At 64.3% G+C, this 19,682-nt stretch carries 15 protein-coding genes; 12 read left to right on the top strand and 3 right to left on the bottom strand.

The genetic code is table 11. The annotated features are described in order from the left end of the window. Positions 1-427 precede the first annotated feature (427 nt). Complete coding sequence (locus tag U5A57_RS21325; RefSeq protein WP_321913653.1) at positions 428-3,364, bottom strand: PAS domain S-box protein; 2,937 nt, start codon at positions 3,362-3,364, stop codon at positions 428-430. 515 nt (positions 3,365-3,879) lie between these two features. On the opposite strand from U5A57_RS21325, the gene U5A57_RS21320 reads away from it, so the two are divergent. Both U5A57_RS21320 and U5A57_RS21315 read left to right on the top strand, forming a co-directional pair. Continuing rightward, entirely contained in the window at positions 3,880-5,409 is a 1,530-nt protein-coding gene (locus tag U5A57_RS21320; RefSeq protein WP_321913652.1) for a methyl-accepting chemotaxis protein, read from the top strand. 184 nt (positions 5,410-5,593) lie between these two features. Continuing rightward, on the top strand, positions 5,594-6,349 hold the full coding sequence (locus U5A57_RS21315; RefSeq protein WP_321913651.1) for a helix-turn-helix domain-containing protein: 756 nt from the start codon (positions 5,594-5,596) through the stop codon (positions 6,347-6,349). Positions 6,350-6,420: 71 nt separating this feature from the next. On the opposite strand, the gene U5A57_RS21310 is transcribed toward U5A57_RS21315, so the two are convergent. Further along, positions 6,421-8,070 (bottom strand): alkaline phosphatase family protein, encoded by a 1,650-nt coding sequence (locus tag U5A57_RS21310; RefSeq protein WP_321913650.1) that lies wholly within the window; start codon positions 8,068-8,070, stop codon positions 6,421-6,423. 285 nt (positions 8,071-8,355) lie between these two features. Here U5A57_RS21310 and U5A57_RS21305 point away from each other — a divergent pair, with 285 nt between their 5' ends. Then, positions 8,356-9,351, top strand: coding sequence for a Gfo/Idh/MocA family oxidoreductase (locus U5A57_RS21305; protein WP_321913649.1), 996 nt, complete (start codon positions 8,356-8,358; stop codon positions 9,349-9,351). Positions 9,352-9,373: 22 nt separating this feature from the next. On the opposite strand, the gene U5A57_RS21300 is transcribed toward U5A57_RS21305, so the two are convergent. Next, positions 9,374-10,309, bottom strand: coding sequence for a LysR family transcriptional regulator (locus tag U5A57_RS21300; RefSeq protein WP_321913648.1), 936 nt, complete (start codon positions 10,307-10,309; stop codon positions 9,374-9,376). 87 nt (positions 10,310-10,396) lie between these two features. Here U5A57_RS21300 and U5A57_RS21295 point away from each other — a divergent pair, with 87 nt between their 5' ends. The 9 genes from U5A57_RS21295 (at position 10,397) to U5A57_RS21255 (ending at position 19,668) form a co-directional block, all read left to right on the top strand. Further along, positions 10,397-11,233 carry an MFS transporter gene (locus tag U5A57_RS21295; RefSeq protein WP_321913647.1) on the top strand — a complete coding sequence of 279 codons (837 nt, stop codon included), beginning with the start codon at positions 10,397-10,399 and terminating at the stop codon, positions 11,231-11,233. A 49-nt stretch (positions 11,234-11,282) separates the two neighbouring features. After that, entirely contained in the window at positions 11,283-11,828 is a 546-nt protein-coding gene (locus tag U5A57_RS21290; protein ID WP_321913646.1) for a hypothetical protein, read from the top strand. 116 nt (positions 11,829-11,944) lie between these two features. Next, positions 11,945-12,373: a YybH family protein gene (locus U5A57_RS21285; protein WP_321913645.1), complete on the top strand. Its 429-nt coding sequence runs from the start codon at positions 11,945-11,947 to the stop codon at positions 12,371-12,373. Between the two features lie 528 nt (positions 12,374-12,901). Further along, positions 12,902-13,870, top strand: coding sequence for an AraC family transcriptional regulator (locus tag U5A57_RS21280; protein WP_321913644.1), 969 nt, complete (start codon positions 12,902-12,904; stop codon positions 13,868-13,870). A gap of 131 nt (positions 13,871-14,001) precedes the next feature. After that, positions 14,002-15,060 (top strand): sugar ABC transporter substrate-binding protein, encoded by a 1,059-nt coding sequence (locus U5A57_RS21275; protein WP_321913643.1) that lies wholly within the window; start codon positions 14,002-14,004, stop codon positions 15,058-15,060. A gap of 60 nt (positions 15,061-15,120) precedes the next feature. Beyond that, on the top strand, positions 15,121-15,951 hold the full coding sequence (locus U5A57_RS21270) for an ATP-binding cassette domain-containing protein (protein WP_321913642.1): 831 nt from the start codon (positions 15,121-15,123) through the stop codon (positions 15,949-15,951). Between the two features lie 11 nt (positions 15,952-15,962). Then, positions 15,963-17,246, top strand: a complete 1,284-nt coding sequence (locus tag U5A57_RS21265) for an ABC transporter permease subunit (protein WP_321913641.1) — start codon at positions 15,963-15,965, stop codon at positions 17,244-17,246. Positions 17,247-17,292: 46 nt separating this feature from the next. Next, on the top strand, positions 17,293-18,021 hold the full coding sequence (locus tag U5A57_RS21260) for an SDR family oxidoreductase (RefSeq protein ID WP_321913640.1): 729 nt from the start codon (positions 17,293-17,295) through the stop codon (positions 18,019-18,021). Positions 18,022-18,039: 18 nt separating this feature from the next. Next, the gene (locus U5A57_RS21255; protein WP_321913639.1) at positions 18,040-19,668 is read left to right on the top strand and encodes an FGGY-family carbohydrate kinase; all 1,629 of its coding nucleotides are present in this window, start codon (positions 18,040-18,042) and stop codon (positions 19,666-19,668) included. Positions 19,669-19,682 lie beyond the last annotated feature (14 nt).

The following is a 19,682-nucleotide window of genomic DNA, read 5'->3' as shown; positions in this document are numbered from 1 at the left end:
GCGTCGTCGCGCCAGACCCGGGGCGTGCGCATCGAGGACTGTCGGGACGAGAGGGTTCCGTCCCTGCCATCGGGCCATCCCCATCGCGGCTTTCTGAGCGGGTAGGGCTTGATAGTGGTCCCTTGTTGACTCCAGACCGCTTCGCGGTACTGGCCGCCTGGTACAAGCGTGCATTGCCATCCGTTCTCGAGCGGTACATCGAGTGTGTTCCATTGTGGGAAAGGCATGGGCATGGCATGTCCGTCGTCCGTGTGGCACAAGGCCGGTATACGTAACACGCGTACTGACGCCTGACCTTGCGCCATGTCGACGGTTGCACGACGTTGAATTGGATGGCACTGAAGGTTATGCCCATCGTTGAATCAGACGGTCTCTCTCGTCAGCTACGGAACAGCCGGAAACATTCAGGAGAGGACCTCGGCGGTCTTCAGCGCGCCACCAGCAGCTCGATCAGCGTGTGGAAATCGACAGGCTTCGTGAGATGCGAGTCGATGCCGCTCATGCGCGAGCGTAGCCGGTCGGCGTGCTGGCCCCAACCCGTTAGCGCGATGATCTGCAGGCCCGCATAGCGCGGGCTTTGACGAATCTGCCGCGCGATTTCATAGCCGTCCATGCCAGGCATGCCGATGTCGAGCACGATTGCATGCGGCACCGACTGCTCCAGCGCGCCAAGTGCAGCGGCGCCGTCGTACACCACGCGCACCTGCGCGCCTTCGCCCGAAATCACCATGGCGAGCGAATCGGCGGCGTCGCGATTGTCGTCGACCACGAGAATGCGCTTGCCCGCGAGCGGCTTCGCGGCGCGCGCCGCGGCTGCGGGGGCCTCGCGTGCCTCGGCGCTCGTTTGCTGCGAGAGCGGCAGGCGCACTGTGAAAGTGCTGCCTTTGCCGGGGCCCGCGCTCGCAGCCTCGACCGTGCCGCCGTGCATGCGCACCAGATGCCGCACCATGGTGAGACCAATGCCCAGCCCGCCCTGGTTGCGCTCGGCCGGGCGGCTGCCCTGTGCAAACATTTCGAATACCTGATCAATCTGTCCAGCAGACATGCCAATGCCCGTATCGCTTAGCTTGACGACTGCGTTGTCGCCTTCGCGCGCAGCGAAGAGCCGGATCTGGCCGCCCGTGTCCGTGTAGCGCGCCGCGTTGTTGAGCATGTTCGCGAAGACCTGCGTGAGACGCACGCGATCAGCGTCGAGAACGAGCGGCGTGTCGGGCAGCGTGACGCTCAGTGCGTGGCGTGCCTGATCGATGGCGGGACGGCTTGTTTCAATGGCGTTGTCGATGATTTCCGCGAGCGCGACCGGCGCCTTCACGAGGCCGATCTTGCCGCGCGTGATGCGCGATACTTCCATCAGATCGTCGATCAGCCGCACCATGTGATGCACCTGTCGATCGAGCATGTCGAGTACCGGGGCGGACTCCGCCGGAAACCGGTTGCCCCGGACAAGATGCAGCGCATTGGCAATGGGCGCGAGCGGATTGCGCAGCTCGTGCGCGAGTGTCGCGAGGAATTCGTCCTTGTGGCGGTCGGCTTCCTTGAGCGCGTCTTCGGCGTTCACCGCTTCGGTCACGTCGATGGAGACACAGACGTGACCGCGAAACTCGCCGCTCGCGGAAAACCATGGCGCACAGCAGGTTTCGAACCAGTGCCAGCCAGCGTCCTTGAGCTTCACGCGCAAGCGGCTCTGGAACGCGCGATGATCATGCTGCGCGGTCTGTACACGCGTCAGGAAGCCGGGCAGGTCGCGCGGATGGATGGTGGTGTGCCAGCCGGTTTCAAGCAACTGGAGAGGCGTGAGGCCGATCGCCACGAGATAGCGCTGGTTCACATAAACCGTGTTGCCTTGCGGGTCGATTTGCCAGATCAACGCGGGTGACGCATCCGCTAGCGCGCGAAAGTGCGCCTCGCTTTCCCGCAGCGCTTCCTGGGCGACGCGGCGATCGTCCACGTCGATATTCATCCCCACCCACTTGCGCACGGTGCCGTCCGCATTCCAGATGGGCGCGGCGCGCACGTTCGTCCATCTCCAGCCGCCCGTGGCGACGTGCAGGCGGAATTCGGCGTTCACCACGCGTTGCGCCGCAATCGCGGCCTTCCATTGACGCAGCGCGTAGGCGCGGTCGTCGGGATGTACGGCGTTCGCCCAGCCTTCGCCGAGCCATTCTTTGCCGGACTGGCCGGTATAGTCCGACCAGCCCGGCGAAACCGAAGCGGCCTGGCCGTGCGCATCGGCTTCCCAAACGGCCTGCGCAAAGCCTTCCACCAATGCGCGAAAGCGCTCCTCGCTGTCCACGCATTCGGTTTCCACGCGCTTGCGTTCCGTAATGTCCAGCGCGAATTCGGCGCACTTCGAGGCCATGCCCGTGCCCGAAAGCCGGGTGGGCGCGAAAAGGCCCCACCAGCGCGTGCCGTCCTTGCGGATCAACTGCCGCTCGTAGGGCTGTGTGCGTCCCTTGGTGGCGAGGTCGGTGATCGCACGCGTCGTCACACCGAGAAATTCGAGCGGCACGAGCCGGTCCCAGTGCGTCGCGGCGCGCAGGTCCTCGCGGCTGTAGCCGCTCATCTGCTCGAATGCGCCGTTGGCGTCGGCCATGGTGCCGTCGAGGTCGAAGAACAGCACCCCCACGGTTTCGATGGAAATGGCGGCCTGCAGGCGTGTTTCGCTCTCGCGCAGCGCGTCTTCGACCTGCTTGCGCTGCGCGGCTTCGTGGTGGAGCTTCGTGTTGATGTTCTGCAGCGTGCGCGTACGTTCGGCGACCTGCTGCGCGAGATTGTGGCCCGCGTCCTGCGCGTCGGTCAGCGCGCAGGTCAACTGGTGCGCGGCGCTCGCGCAGGAGGCGAGGCTTTGCAGAAGGCGCGCGTCCTCGGCGTCGAAATGTCTGTCCTGACTGTGTGTCACGGCCCAGACCGTGCCGACCACCGCGCCGTTGACGCGCCACGGCACGTGCAGCGCTTCGCGTATGGGCGGATCGATCGCGCGGTAGGAGGCAAAGCAGCGCGCGGGCTGGTCGAACAGGAGCATGGTGTTGCGCCCCTGCGTCACGCCGCAGGGGCAGTCGTCGCCGGGGAGCATCCGGTCCATGTCCGCAGCCAGCTCGCCGGCCAGCGCGCGCCAGCGAAACCGCGCCGTGGCGCCGTCGCGCTCGGGCACGCTCACGCCAGCCGACCCGGCGCGGCAAAGCGCGAGGGCGAGTCCCGCAAGCATCTGCAGTACACCTGATGGATTGCTCGCCATTTCCTGCGCGAGCGCAGCCAGTGCGCGGCTCTCGCCCTGGAAATCGGGCAGGCGGTTCGGGCGGTTCACCAGCGCCTCGGTGATCAGCGCTTCCTCGACCTTGAGCGCGGGTGCGCCGTTGTCTTGCATGCTGCCTCCACCGTAGTCGTCCGCTTCGTTAGCCGCGCCTCCATTCGCATCGTCGGTGCACGGTGCGAACACAGGCGGAGCCCGTTGTGTTCACAAGTGAGCATCGCGTATTCCCGTAGAGGAAATCCGCTGAATACATGTGAATTTTCTTGTGGCCCTTTGAGTGCCACGCAAGCGAGGGCGTGCCGCAAAGCTCGGCGGGCATTGTGTTTGCCTGAAAACTGCACGATGTGCAAGCCCGTCGGCGTCAAGTGAAAGCAAATTGTTGGATTCGCGAAATTTGTCAGGCAACAAGGCTTGACAGCGCAAGCTTGTCACACAAAAATTGCGCTCCATCCCTCAAGACGGGGCGCAATGCGCCGTTATCGGTGGGAGGAGAGACAGGCTGGCGCTCGCATCGCGCCAGCGAGCATCGGCGACACGTCAAGGCACGTTCAGGTTAGCCCCGGGGACAGGGCTGGCCGCGAGCGACGACGCGCGCAGCACATAAAACTGATAAGGCGTACGAACGTTTCATGCGAATTTCCACACGACTCCTTCTTCTGGTCATCACGGCGCTGATCGGTTTGATCGCCATTGGCGGCTATGGGCTCGTCAGCCTCAAGCGGGAAATGCTCGACGAAACGCGCGGCAAGATCACGAATCTGCTGCAAATGGCGGAGCATCTCGCCACCTTCTATCACGACCAGGAAGTCGCCGGGAAACTGACCCGCGAAGAGGCGCAGGCGGCCACGCGGCAAGCGCTCAACCAGCTCAACTATTCCGACCGAAGCTACTTCTGGGCGCGTCTGCCCGACGGCACCACGCTGGTTCACCGCAATCTGGCTTCGATCGGCAAGGTCAACGTGGGCAAGGCGCCGGACGGCCGCCCCGACACGGATCTCTACCGCGAAATGCTCGCGCGCGAGCACATTCCCGTCATGATGACGATGGCCAAACATCCCACCACGGGCCAGCTCACGGCGAAGATGAACGGCATCGTCGAGTTTGCGCCGTGGGGCTGGTGGATCGGCACAGGCTTCTTTCTCGACGATATCGACGCCACGTTCTGGCGCACCGGGCGTGTGTTGCTTGCGCTCATCATCGCGGCCGTGGCGGGTATCGGCGTGCTGTCGTGGCAGATCATCCGCAATCTCGTCGGCACGCTCGGGGGCGAGCCGCACTACGCAGTGGCCGTCACGCACCGTATCGCCACGGGTGATCTGACCGGCAACGTCGCGTTGCGGCCCGGCGACGAACGCAGCCTGCTGGCGTCGATTGCGCGCATGCAAACGAGCCTCGTTACGATGATCAGCGAGATCCGCGCGGGCGCGGAGTCCGTGACCACGGGCGCGGGCGAGATTGCCGCGGGCAATACGGACCTCTCTTCGCGCACCGAAGAGCAGGCTGCCTCGCTGCAGCAAACCGCGGCCAGCATGGAACAGCTCACCTCGACGGTGCAGAACAACGAGGCCAACGCCAACCAGGCTCGGCAGCTCGTTTCCACGGCCAGCACGGCGGCGGCCGATGGTGGCGCAGCGGTGGCGGCGGTGGTGAATACGATGTCGGCCATTCAGACCTCTTCGGAGAAGATGGTCGAGATCACGGGCGTGATCGAGGGCATTGCGTTCCAGACGAACATCCTCGCGCTCAACGCCGCCGTGGAAGCGGCGCGCGCCGGCGAGGAGGGACGCGGCTTCGCCGTGGTCGCCTCCGAAGTACGATCGCTCGCGCAGCGCAGCGCGAGCGCGGCGCGCGAAATCAAGGTGTTGATCGACGCATCGGTCGGGCAGGTTCGCGAAGGGGCGGAGCGCGTGCGCGCGGCTGGCGCGACGATGGACAGCATCGTGCGCTCGGTGGAGAACGTCACCGGGATCATCGCGGGCATTTCCGAGGCCTCGTCCGAGCAGCGCCTTGGCATCGAGCAGATCAGCCGCGCCGTGACGCAGATGGACGAGGTGACGCAGCAGAACGCCGCGCTCGTGGAAGAAGCCGCTGCCGCCGCCGATTCGCTCTCGGGGCAAGCCCACCGGCTTTCGCAGGCGGTGTCGATTTTCCGGACGTGATTCGGACTTCCGCAGGTGTTGCTTTTCGGTCGCTTGCGCTTGCTCAATATCGCGTGAAACCGTTGCCTGACAAGGCTCAAAGGCCCGCGGTTCTGGTGCGCGGCATTTTGCCACCACATTGACGCACATGCATGGTGTGACAATGCGTCGAACTCTTAAAAAATGTTAAAGAAGGAGTGGTTCGATGCTGTCACCCGCCGCAGGATCCGCTATCGTCGTGCGCCAAAGCAGTCGTGCTCCTCAAGCTGGAACGCAGCCCAGTGCGCGCTGCTCGGGGTGCGCCATGCGCCATCTTTGCATGCCGCAAGGCCTGCCGGCCGAAGACCTGCCGAGGCTAGAGGCCCTGATCTGCGGGGCGCGCAAGGTGCGCCGCGGCGAGGCGCTCTATCGCTCGGGCGATCGCTTCGACAGCCTGTACGCCGTGCGTTCCGGCTCCCTCAAAACGCTCATTGTCAACCGCGACGGTCGCGAGCAGATCACGGGGCTGCGTCTCGCGGGCGACGCGCTGGGTCTGGACGGCATCGCCACCGACGTGCATGCCTTCAGCGCGGTCGCGCTCGAAGACAGTTCGATTTGCACGCTTCCTTACGCCGCGCTCAAGACCTTGTGCCGCGAAAGCGGCACGATGCAGGACCGGCTGCATCGGCTCATGGGCGACCAGTTCAATCAGGAAGCTTCGCAGATGATGGTGCTGGGTTCGCTCGCCGCCGAAGAACGCGTGGCCGCTTTCCTGCTCGACGTGTCGTCGCGCAACTGGCAGCGCGGGTATTCGCAGGCGGAGTTCCGCCTGCGCATGTCGCGCGAAGACATGGGCAGCTACCTCGGCATCACGCTCGAAACCGTGAGCCGGATCTTGTCGCGCTTCCAGAAGCGTGGCCTCATCGACGCGCAAGGCAAGCTGATCCGCATCTGCGATATCGAAGGGCTGCAAACGGTTTGAGCGGGCCGCTGACGCGGCAGCCATCGAAGCCCCGATGACCGCCGCAGTCAGCCGCTCCTTACTGCTTCTTCTTACTTCTCGTCAAGCCCCAGCCCCGGCAGGCGGCGCGTGCCCTCGAGTTGAACCGCGTGCAGCAGATGCGGGTCCACGTCGAGCGCGCTCAGGATCGTCGGCGCGACCTGGGTCGTGAAGACGTAGTGGTCGTCCGTGCGACCGGCGTGATGAATGCCGGGGAACGACACCACGAGACCCAGATGGCTGTCGTCGGGCGCGTTGCCGCCGTGCTCCTCATCCTTCGCCGTGCTCGACGTGTAGATCACGCCCGGATTCGGCTGCACGATGATGTCCGGCGTGCGGCCGTTCGACGGATTGCCGAACCAGTCGGCAAGGCGGTCGCCCGTGAGGATGTACGCTTGCGGGCCGTCGGCGCAAATGCCCGGCGCGTTACAGCTCAGGTTGGCCTGCAGTGTCTTCACCACGGCGTCCTTCTGGCTCTGATCGCGCAGCCAGATCAGGCCCACGTCGTCGGTCTGCACCATGCCGGTGCCCGAAAGGCCCGTGCCGTCGTTCAGGTTGCCCGACTTCGTATTGTTCTGGCCGAAGTTGCCGGTCGAGTCCAGATAGTTGTTGGCCTCGAGCAGCTTCGTGAGCGTGTCGCCGTTCTTCACGAGCTTCGAGTGATCGGTCGGCGACTGGCCGTGCTTGGCCGTCACGATGATGAGCGTAGTGGCGTAGAGGTTGCGCTGCTTCAACTCCTGCACGACGCGGCCAAGCGAGTTGTCCAGATACGTGATGGCGGCCGCGACCTGCGGGCCCGGCGTGAAGTCGGCGTCGAGATACCCGCCGTGGTTTGCGACAGTCGACTTCTGCGCGACGCTGAGCGTCTGGAAGTTCGTGCCGAACATCGTGGGCACCGGCGCGCTCGTCTTGCCCGTCGAATCGAGGCCGTCGATTTCGTTGATCAGCGCCTGCACGTGGAGGTTGTCGAAGACTTCGGTATGTGTGTAGGTATCCAGATAATTCGTGCCCGTCTTCGGGTCGATCGAATTGATCTCGGTGCGCGCCAGATCGTCCACGCCCTTGCCTGAAGGACCGTTCACCCAGTCGTAGCCCCACGCATGCTTGTCGGCCCACGCGGTGCGCGAGCCGTGGATATTCTGCTTGATGACTTCGAAGACCGTGTTCGTCTTGATGTAGTTGTGCGGGTACACGGGCGTGCAAACACCGTTGACCTTCGCGTACGGAATGGCTTGCGGATTGAACGCGCCGCCGCCGTCGAGGTGGACCAGCGCGCCGCCGTTTTCCCCGTCGATGCCGGTCGTTTCGTCGAACACGACATTCCAGCCTTGCGCGCCCTTGCATTGCGAGTCGAGCGGGGCGTAGAGCGTACGGTCATATGACACGTCATAGAAGAGGCCCGCGCTCTTCGGCGAGCCGCCCGTCACCAGCGCAGTGAGACCCGGGAACGAGTCGGACAGATGCGGCGTGTGCGCATTCGTGTACGTCACGCCCGACTTCGCGAGCAGCGCGAGGTTGGGGCAGGCATTGCTGCCGATGCAACGCGCCACGTCCTGTTCGTGCAGGCCGTCGAAACTGATGAGGAGGACGTGCTTCACGTCCTTCATGTCGCCTGCATAAGCCGTTGATTGCATGCCTGCGAGCGCCACGGCGCCCGCTCCAACGACTGCGCCTAAGCGCGACCACCGGGTCGTATTCTCCATATTTCACCTCGTTTTTCTATTGCGTTGTGGGGAACTGCGAGGGACCTGTGCACAGCCCGAGCAATGTGGAGGTGCAAGGCGAATCTCTCGTGACGTTGCGCTTTCAACTTGCCGTCAGTTGTAGTCAGTTGTTACGCGCGCCGATTGCGAGCGCAATGGAGAGGGTTATCGCGGGTGTAAACTCACGCAGTCGAGCACGCTGCAGTTCGGGTTTGCGGTTTTCTTGATAGTGAGTTGTATTCAGTCCATTGCAGGCATCACACAATCAAATTCAAAGGGAACGTCATGGCAAAGGATGAAATCGTCTGGGGCATCATGGGTACGTCGAAGATCAACGACAAGGTTGTCGTGCCCATCCACCACGCGCCGAAGTGCCGTGTAAAAGCGATTGCTTCGCGTTCAATTCAGAAGGCTCAGGCCGCCGCCGCGAAATACGGTCTCGCGCATGCATACGACAGTTACGAGGCGCTGCTGGCAGATCCTGAAATCGATGCGGTGTATATCCCGTTGCCCAATCACCTTCATGTGGAGTGGACGATCAAGGCGGTCGAGGCGGGCAAACACGTGTTATGCGAAAAGCCGATCGGACTCGATGCGCAGCAAGCCGAACGTTTGATCGCCGCACGCGACAAGAGCGGCCGGTATATCCAGGAAGCCTTCATGGTGCGCACGCATCCGCAGTGGCTCAAGGTGCGCGCGTTGATCGAAGAAGGCGCAATTGGCGAATTACGCGCGGTGACCGGCGGCTTTACTTACTACAACACCAACGCACATGACATTCGCAACCAGAGCGAACTGGGCGGCGGCGGCTTGCTGGATATCGGCTGTTATCCCATCACGACGTCGCGCCTCATTCTCGGGCGTGAGCCCAAACGCGTGGTCGCGCTCATGGAGCGCGACCCGTCGTTCGAGGTGGACCGCCTTGGCTCCGTGCTGATGGATTTCGACGGCGTGCAAGCGAGTTTCTTTTACTCCACCCAGGTTTATCCGTACCAGCGCATGCAGTTTCATGGCACTACGGGGCGAATAGAAGTCGAGATTCCGTTCAATGCGCCGAATGACCGTCCCACGCGTCTGCTGGTGAGCAAGCAAGGGGAGGCGGATCGCTGGCTGGAGCTTCCGGTGTGCGATCAATACGGCGTGGCAGCGGCGGTTTTCGCCGAGGCGATTTTGAGTGGAACGCCCCAGGCCATTCCACTGGAAGACGCGCGCGCGAACATGCGCGTGATCGACGCGGTGTTCCGCTCGGCCCGGTCGGGTGCCTGGGAGAACATGGCTTGATGTTGAAGCGCCGCGGGCGGGTTCAACGGCCCTGGGTCTGACCCGCGCCCGCCTTGCGGCTCTTCACATGGTCGATGAATGCGCGCAGCTTCGGCATGATCTGCCTGCGGCTGGGATAGCAGAGGAACACGCCGGGCAGCATGGGTGCATACGCGTCGAGCACGCGCACGAGTTTTCCCGCTTTCACTGCATCGGAAACCATCGGCTCGGGTAGCTGGGCGAGGCCTATGCCTTCCAGCGCCGCGCCCATCATGGTCGGAAAATCGCTGGCGATCAGCGGTCCGGAGACAGCGATCTCCAGGGAGTGGCCGTTGTCGTCGAATGACCATGAGGCCAGCGCGCCGGTGGAGCGGCGCCAGCGCAAGCAGGCGTGCTGACGCAGATCGTCCGTGTGGCGAGGCTTTTTTCTTCCGGAAAAATAGGCAGGGCTGCCGACCACAACGAGGCGAAACGGCGGTGTGAGCGGCACGGCCACCATGTCGGCGGCAACGAGCTGGCCTAGCCGGATGCCGGCGTCGAAGCCCTCCGCCGCGAGATCCACCACTTCCTTGCTCACGGCGATTTCCACCTCGACCTCGGGATAAGCCTGGCAGAACGAAGCGAGCAGGGGTTCCAGCAGAAGCGGGACGACCGCGCGCGGCACGGAAAGCCGCAATAAACCCGTGGGGCGCTGGCCGAGTTCGCGCGCCACTTCGCTTGCGGCGACCAGTTCTTCGAAGGCGGGCTTGGCGCGCGAAAGAAACCGTTCACCGGCCTCCGTCAGGCCGACGCTGCGGGTGGTGCGCACGAAAAGCGCCGCGCCAATGCGTTCTTCGAGTACGCGCACCGCCTGGCTGATGGCCGAAGGCGTCACCCCGAGGTCGGCCGCCGCCTTGCGAAAGCTGCGATGCCGGGCAACGCTCAGGAACGCCTCCACGCCATCGAGCGCACCCTGCCTGACTGTGAAGTTCTGCTTCATGGCGCATCAACATTGTGATGAATAGTCGCTCGCGGGAAACGATGGTACACCTAACGTGAAGCTCCCTCTTCATCTGGAGAACCGTTGATGAGCACACCCGCCGTTCCCGTTGGCATGACTCCACCGCGCCCGGCCTGGCGCAGCCTGCGCTGGATCGCACCGTTCACGCTCCTGTGGATTGCGGTGCTTTACTGGTTGCCCGTGATCCCCGGTAGCGGCTTTCAAACCACCGCGCACCAGCTTGTCGCGCAGCTGTTCATGGCGGTCGGCTTGTGGCTCGGACTCGAACGTACGGACCTGACGCTTCGTCAGCGCCGCGCGACCTGGCTGGCAATGCTCGGTACGCATGCGCTTTGGTTTGCAGTCGTCTGGAGCGCGGCGATCCACGGCGTATTTCGGCTGAGTGCTTCACCGCCGCCGTTGCCGTGGCTGCCGTTGGCGATCTTCCTTCCGGTGATCGCTGGCGCGCCGCTATTGCTGCTGTCGCGGCGGGTGGGGCTTGTGCTCGACGCGATGCCCGCCGCCTGGCTCATCGCGCTGCAGTTCTACCGCGTGTTCGGCAGCTGGGCGATCGCGGCGTGGCTGCACGGCGCGATGGCCGGCGTCGACGCGTTGCCCGCGGGAACGGGCGATTTGCTGACCGGCCTGTTCGCCGTTCCCGCGGCCATTGCAGTGGCGAGCGGCACGGCGCAGGGGCGCAAGGCCGCCATCGCCTGGAACGTTTTCGGGCTCGCCGATTTCGCCGTCGCGGTGACGTTGGGGATGATCACGGCGCCAGGCCGATTCCAGTTGATTGCTCCGGATATGCCGAGCCTCAACGCAGGCACCTATCCCTATGTGCTGACGCCCGCGTTCGTCGTGCCCAGTTCGATCTTGCTGCACGCGTTGTCGCTGCGCCAGTTGTTCCGGCGTCGCGCCGGGTGAACGCTATTCATTCCATCCACACGTTGGAAAACACCTTGCAGGAGGCAACATGTCGCCGGAATCGATCTTCCGTTTGCATCTCGTTCTCGGGTATGTCGCGTGGCTTCTTTGTTTCACCGTGTACATCTGGCCCAGGCTCAAGGCGATGGACCCCTTCGACGCGCAACGCGCAATCACCACGCTGCATAGCTTCCGCTTCTTCGGGCTGGTTTTTGTGCTGCCCGGCGTCGTGAGTCCAGACTTGCCCGCAAGTTTCGCCGTGCCTACGGCCTATGGCGACCTCGCCACCGGCGTGCTGGCCATGCTGGCGCTGCTCACGGCAAGAAAACGTCCGGTTTTCTGGTTCTTCGTCGTGGCGTTCAATCTCGTGGGCGCGGTGGACCTGGTTCTCGCCTACTACCACGCTATCCAGGCCGGCGTTCCCGTGCATGCGGGAGAACTGGGGGCGACGTACGTGATTCCCGTGATCTATGTGCCGCTATTGGCGATTACGCACGGCGCCGCTTTCTATCTGTTGCTGCGTGCGCAGCGCAAGGTTGCCGCGCATAGCGATCGTGCCGCGAGCGACGCATTGTTTCGAAGGAGCGCCCGCTAAACCTTCGTTCACCTGAAAGGCATTTCGGGGCAATTTCACTGGACAGGGGCCGAGAGACGTTGCTTTAATAAGCAGCCGTTCATCCGCCAACGCAACCTGATTCGGGAGACAACACAGTGGACAAAGCCGCCGATCCGATCCTGCAGGTCTTGCACGACTATCAAGCCGCGGTATATGCGAAAGACGTCGATGCATTCGTCGCGCTATACGCCCCGGACATATTGGCTTTCGACATGTGGGGCGCCTGGACGTACGAGGGCATTGCGTCCTGGCGCAACATGGTGGAGGGCTGGTTCGGATCGCTGGGCGCCGAGCGCGTGGTGGTCGAATTCAGCGAAACGCGGACTGCCCTGTCACAGGACCTTGCTGTGCTGCACGCCTTTGTGACGTACAAAGCGGTGACGGTGGACGGCGAGGAATTACGCTCGATGGACAATCGTATCACCGCAACGCTCAAACAAACGGCCGAGGGGTGGAAGATCTTCCACCAGCATTCTTCGTCGCCGATCGATCCTGCCACGACGAAGGTCATTTTCAAACGTTAGTCGCGGCAACGAAACATGAAGGGCCATCCAGGCCCTTCATGCCGTTACCGTTGGGCTTTCCCTGGCACCTGTTGCCCGCGCAACGAACATGCCATCGCGCTCGAGCGATCAAGTTGCTTCCGTCAATTTCCGGTTCCGACGTCATAGAACGCTTTCGCATCGGGACTTTCCCTGCATACGCATCGCGGCTGGCCGTGTCGGTGGCCGGCTTTGGCCGCTTTGACCGTTATTGGGCTGCGTGGCTGTGCGGTCGTCGGCAACATTTGCCGTTTTCCCGGCGATCCAGGTGTTTCGGGGCGCGCTCACGAAAACTGTTGCTATGCACAAAAGTTGACTTCTGGCACGCAGGAATGGGCCCAGGACTAACCCGAATGCAAGAAAGTATCAGTCTGCGGTCTGATTTTCAGTGGTGGATCCGTGCCGCGCCTGGTACTTTTCAGTCATGGCGGCGCGGCCGTTGAGCCAGGTGCAGCGTAGGCGCGAGCAGCCGTCGCAGAACAAGAAAAGATCCGTGCAGGAGGAGTCGAGATGCAAACCCTTGGGGCAGCCACGGCGCGCGCAGGTGCGCCACGCGCCACACATTCCCAGCCTGACCTCGAACTGGTCGCCGTACCGCGCGACGAGTCGTTCAAGGTCTGGTCGCACGGCTATCCCTATCGGACGGTGCGCTGGCACTTCCATCCCGAGTACGAAATCCACCTCATCACCGCGACCACGGGCAAGTATTTCGTGGGCGATTTCATTGGCAGCTTCGCGCCCGGCAATCTCGTGATGATCGGCCCGAACCTGCCGCACAACTGGGTGAGCAGTGTGCCGCACGACGAACCGGTGGACGAGCGCTGCCTCGTTCTCCAGTTCGATGCGGATTTCATCGCACGCGCGATCGAGGCGTTTCCCGAATTCAGGCGTGTGGAGCCGCTGCTCGACGCGTCGCGCTGGGGGCTCCTGTTCACGCCGGAATCCGGCGCGGCGGCCGAGCCGATCCTGCGCGAGATGCTGGGCGCGCAAGGCATGCGCCGTGTCACGCTCTTTATCGACTTGCTCGACCTGCTCGTGCAAAGCGACGAACCTGCGGCGCTCGCGAGCGAGGCGTACCGCGCCGATCCCGCCCGCTATGCAGGCACGCGGATCAACCACGTGCTTGCCTTCATCGGCAAGAATCTCTCGCAGGAACTGCGCGAAACGGAGCTGGCGGAACTGGCCGGGCAGAGCGTGAGCGCGTTCTCGCGCTACTTCCGCCGTCATACGGGCGTGTCGTTCGTGCGCTACGTGAACCAGCTGCGCATCAATCTGGCGTGCCAGCTGCTGATGTCAGGTGAACTGAATATCACGGACATCTGCTATCAGGTGGGCTTCAACAACCTCTCGAATTTCAACCGCCAGTTCCTGCTGCTCAAGGAAATGTCGCCTTCGCGCTGGCGGTCGTATCAACGGCTCAATGCCGCGAGCTCGGCCAGCAAGAGCGAAGCCGTGTACGGCGTGCCGGCGATCGGCTAGCGGATCGTTCCCGAACGGATTCAAACGCAGTGCTCGTAGCGGGTATTGCGAAGGCAGAACTCGCACTTTCACAAGGCAGCACGGCAGCACCGGCAACCACCAGGCATTCAACCAAAAAGCGGAGACACGCAATGACCCGAGTTCACACCCAACTGATCGGCGCCGCCGCACTCAGCCTCGCCCTCGCGGGCATCACGTCGGCGCATGCCGCGCCGAGCGGCACGGTCGCGTTCCTGATGCCCGACCAGGCCTCTACGCGCTACGAGCAGCACGACTTCCCCGGCTTCAAGGCCGAAATGAGCAAGCTCTGCCCCGACTGCAAGGTGCTCTACCAGAATGCGAACGCCGATGCTTCGCAGCAGCAGCAACAGTTCAACTCGGTGATCGCGCAGGGCGCGAAGGTCATCGTGCTCGACCCGGTGGATTCCACGGCGGCGGCTTCGCTCGTGCATATGGCGCAGAGCCAGGGCATCAAGGTCATTGCGTATGACCGGCCCGTGCCTTCCACGCCCGCCGACTACTACGTCTCGTTCGACAACGAGGAAATCGGCAAGTCCATCGCACAATCGCTCGTCGAGCACCTGAAGGCGTCAGGCGTTGCCGGGAGCAAGGGCGGCGTGCTCGAAGTGAACGGCTCGCCGACCGACGCCGCCGCCGGGCTCATCAAGAAGGGCATTCACGAAGGGTTGCAGGGCAGCGGCTACAAGACGCTCTCCGAGTTCGACACGCCCGAGTGGGCGCCGCCGAAGGCGCAGCAGTGGGTGAGCGGGCAGATCACGCGCTTCGGGCCGCAGATCGTCGGCGTCGTGGCCGCCAACGACGGCACGGCCGGCGGCACCATCGCGGCCTTCAAGGCGGCGGGCGTGAACCCGGTTCCGCCGGTGACGGGCAACGACGCGACGACTGCGGGCCTGCAGCTCATCATCGCGGGCGACCAGTACAACACGATCCTCAAGCCGAGCGAGATCGTGGCGGGCGCGGCGGCGAAGGTGGCCGTGGGCTTCCTCGACGGCAAGCCCGTGAAGGGCGAGACGACGCTCTTCAAGACGCCCTCGCAACTCTTCAAGCCGGCCGTCATCACGCAGCAGAACATCAAGGCCGAAGTGGTGGACAAGGGCTTCGCGAACGCGAAGGACCTGTGCACGGGCCGTTACGCCGACGGCTGCAAGAAGCTCGGCATTGGCGGCTGATAGCGGTGGTCGGGCCCGGCACGCGCCGGGCCCCGAGCGTAACGAAGAGGTACCCATTTCATGACTGACGAATTGACGAACCGCGCTACGGACCACGCGACGACACGCAGCGCGCCCGGCGAGCTGGTGCTGAGCCTGCGCGGCATCTCGAAGCACTTCGGCGCGGTGTCGGCGCTCACGGATATCGAACTCGACGTGCATGCGGGCGAGGTGGTCGCCCTCGTTGGCGACAACGGCGCGGGCAAATCGACGCTCGTGAAGATTCTTGCGGGCGTGCACCAGCCGAGCGCCGGGACGATCACGTTCCGCGGCCAGCCGGTGAATCTGTCCGATCCGGGCACGGCGCTCGATCTGGGCATCGCGACGGTGTTCCAGGACCTCGCGCTGTGCGAGAACCTCGACGTCGTGGCGAACATCTTCCTTGGCCGCGAGTTGAGCCCGTACCGGCTCGACGAGGTCACGATGGAAGTGAAGGCCTGGACGCTGCTCAACGAGCTTTCGGCGCGCATTCCCAGCGTGCGCGACGTGGTCGCCTCGCTCTCGGGCGGCCAGCGCCAGACGGTGGCGATCGCACGCTCGCTGCTGCTCGACCCGAAGCTCATCATGCTCGACGAGCCCACCGCCGCACTCGGCGTGGCGCAGACGGCCGAGGTGCTGAACCTGATCGAGCGCGTGCGCGACCGCGGGCACGCGGTCATCATGATCAGCCACAACATGGAAGACGTGCGCGCGGTGGCGGACCGCATTGTCGTGCTGCGTCTGGGCCGCAACAACGGGATCTTCTATCCCGACTCGTCCAATGCCGAACTCGTGGCGGCGATCACCGGCGCAACGGAAAACGCGGTGTCGCGCCGCGCCGGCCGCCGCCAGGCGCAACAGGACGTCCAATGAAAGGAACGATCATGAGCAAGACTATCCATGGCGCTCCGCAGCCTGAAAGCAACGACGCCTCCAAGCCCGCCACCTTGCTCGACCGCAGCGACGTGCGCGTGAAGCATGCGAGCGGCATCGGCGAAAGCGTTTCGGCCTTCGTCGATCGCGTGCGTTCGGGCGACCTGGGGTCGCTGCCGGTCATCGCAGGGCTCGTCATCATCTGGACGGTGTTCACGAGCCTGAACCCGGTGTTTCTCTCCGCCGACAACCTCGTGAACATGCTGTTCGACTGCTCGACGGTCGGCGTGATTTCGCTGGGCATCGTCTGCGTGTTGATGCTCGGGCAGATCGATCTCTCGGTCGGTTCGATGAGCGGCTTCGCTTCGGCGCTCGTCGGCACGCTGTGGGTCAACGACGGCTGGCCGGTGCTGCTCGCCATCGTCGCCGCCATTGCGGTGGGCGCGGTGATCGGCGCGCTGTATGCGCTGCTGCTGAACTGGATCGGCATGCCCAGTTTCGTTTCCACGCTTGCGGGCCTGCTCGCCATTCTCGGCATGCAGCTCTACGTGCTCGGTTCGACGGGTTCGATCAATTTGCCCTACGGCTCGACGATGGTGAATTTCGGACAGCTGATGGTCATTCCGCCAATCGTCTCGCATGGGATCGCGTTGCTGCCGGGTATCGTGCTCCTGCTGCTCGGCATGCGCACGCGCACGCGCCGCCATGCGGCCAGGCTCTCCGCACCGTCGATGGCAAGCCTGCTCGTACGTGCGGTGGCGCTGACCGTGTTCCTCGAAATCGTCGTGGCCTATCTGAACCGCGGGCGCGGCGTGCCGCTGATGTTCGGCCTCTTTCTCGGGCTCGCGGTCGTCATGCAATACGCGCTCACGCGCACGCGCTGGGGCCGCTCGATGCATGCCGTGGGCGGCAATCATGAGGCTGCCAGGCGTGCGGGTATCAAGGTCGGCGCGATCTATACGAGCGCTTTCGTGCTGTGCGCGAGCCTCGCCGCCATTGGCGGCGTGCTGACTGCGGCGCGCCTCGCCTCGGCGAGCCAGCAGGCCGGCACAGGCGACGTGAACCTCAACGCCATCGCGGCAGCCGTGATCGGCGGCACGAGCCTGTTCGGCGGGCGCGGCAGCGCATGGTCGGCAGTGCTTGGCATTATCGTGATCCAGTCGATTGCGAGCGGCCTCACGCTGCTGAACCTGTCGTCGTCGCTGCGCTTCATGATTACCGGCGCTGTGCTGGCCATTGCGGTGATCGTCGACTCGCTCGCCCGCCAGTCGCGCGTTTCGCATGGCCGCGCTTAAGGCCGCACTTAGGGCGCTGGAACTCGACTCAAGGAGAAAGTCACCCATGTCTGAATCGATCAAGGGAAAGGTCGCCGCCATTACGGGCGCGGCGTCCGGCATCGGCTTCGCGTGTGCGCGCGCGTTCGTGGAGGAAGGCGCGAAAGTCGTGCTGATCGACCGTGCGCAGGACCGGCTCGCGAAATGTTGCGCGGAGCTGGGCCCCAATGCGCTACCGCTCGCGATGGATCTGCTCAACCCGGCGGACTATGCGGGCATGTTGCCCAGAATTCTCGATCTCGCAGGCGGGCTCGACATCTTTCACGCCAATGCGGGCGCCTATATCGGCGGCGAGGTGGCGAACGGCAATCCCGACGAGTGGGACCGCATGCTCAACCTGAACATCAACGCCGCGTTTCGCTCCGTGCATGCGGTGCTGCCGCACATGATCGCGCAGAAGTCAGGCGATATCATTTTCACGAGTTCGGTGGCGGGTGTCGTGCCGGTGGTGTGGGAGCCCATTTATACGGCTTCGAAGTTCGCGGTGCAGGCCTTCGCGCATACCGTGCGCCGCCAGGTCGCGAAGCACGGCGTGCGCGTGGGTGCGGTGCTGCCGGGCCCCGTGGTCACGGCGTTGCTAGACGACTGGCCCAAGGCGAAGATGGACGAAGCGCTGGCCCAAGGCAGTCTCATGCAGCCGAAGGAAGTGGCCGATTCCGTGGTATTCATGCTCACGCGGCCGCGCAATGTCACCATTCGCGACCTCGTGATCCTGCCTAACAGTGTCGATCTGTAAATCCACAGTCAACGAGCCATGACTTCAAATCAGCAGGCTGGCGGCGCGCGCCATACCGTCGGCGTCGATGTGGGCACGGGCAGCGCCCGCGCCGGTATTTTCGATTCCACCGGACGCATGGTGGCGTCGGCAAAACACGACATCACCGTGTTTCATGAGAGCGGCGCGATTGTCGAGCAATCGAGCACGCAGATCTGGAACGCCGTGTGCCATGCCGTGAAGGAAGCGCTGGCGCAGGCCGCGATCTCGCCGGACCGGATCGCCGGCATCGGCTTCGACGCCACCTGTTCGCTCGTCGTGCTGGGCGAGGGCGGCCAGCCGCTGCCCGTCGGGCCGTCTGAAGTGGCGGAGCGCGACATCATCGTATGGATGGATCATCGTGCCGTGGAGCAGGCCGAGCGCATCAACGCCACGGGCCACGACGTGCTGCGCTTCGTGGGCGGCAAGATCTCGCCCGAGATGGAAACGCCCAAGCTGCTGTGGCTGCTCGAAAACCGGCCGAAGGTGTTTGCCGCCGCCTGGCAGTTCTTCGACCTGACCGACTTCCTCACGTGGCGCGCCACGGGCGACCTGGCGCGCTCCACCTGTACCGTCACCTGCAAGTGGACCTATCTCGCCCACGAGCAGCGCTGGGACGAGAGTTACTTCCGCACCGTGGGCCTGGGCGTACTCGCCGACGAAGGCTTCGCGCGCATCGGTCAGACGATCGTCGAGCCGGGCACGCCGCTTGGCAACGGGCTCACGCCGCAGGCCGCCGCGCAGCTCGGCCTGCGCGCGGGCACGCCGGTGGCGACCGGCGTGATCGACGCGCACGCGGGCGGCATCGGCACGGTGGGCGCGCAAGGGCAGCCCGAGGCGTGCCTCGCGTACGTGTTCGGCACCTCGTCATGCACGATGACGACCACGCGCGACCCCGTGTTCGTGCCGGGTGTGTGGGGCCCGTACTACTCGGCGATGGTGCCCGAGGCCTGGCTCAACGAGGGTGGGCAGTCGGTGGCGGGCGCGGCGATCGAGCGCCTCCTCACGCTGCATCCGCTTGGCACGGAAGCCGCGAGCCGCGCGGCGAGCGAGGGCCAGTCGCTGCCGACGATGCTCGCCGCTCTGGCGGCCCAGGCTTCGGACGGCCTCTCCGGCGCGGTGCGCCTCGCGCACGATCAGGGCCTGCACGTCGTGCCGGAATTTCTCGGCAACCGCGCGCCGTTTGCCGATCCGCACGCGCGGGCGGTCATCGCGGGACTCGGCATGGAGACGGACATGGAGAGCCTGGTCGCGCTCTATGTCGCGGGCATTTGCAGCATCGGCTATGGGCTGCGGCAGATTATCGAGGTGCAGGCCCAGGCGGGCGCGCCGATCGAGCAGGTCGTGATCAGCGGCGGCGCGGGGAGGCTTGACCTCGTGCGCCAATTGCTTGCGGACGCAACGGGTAAGCCGGTGCTCGCCACCCACGCGGACGAGCCCGTATTGCTGGGCGCAGCGATGCTGGGCGCCGTGGCAGGCGGCTTATACGAAAACGCGCGCGAGGCGATGGCCGCGATGTCGCAGATCAGCAAGGTCTACGGACCGGCCACGGGCGAGATCGCAGCGCTGCACGAGGCGCGTTACCGCGCCTTCACGCAGTTGCAGGAGGTGGCGCGCGCGATCAGGTAGTCGCGGCGGCAGCG

The sequence above is a fragment of the Paraburkholderia sp. J11-2 genome, from assembly GCF_905220185.1.
In the GTDB taxonomy this organism is placed as follows: domain Bacteria; phylum Pseudomonadota; class Gammaproteobacteria; order Burkholderiales; family Burkholderiaceae; genus Paraburkholderia.
Note: the sequence above shows the minus strand (reverse complement) of the source record. Positions and strands in the feature narration are given on the sequence as shown.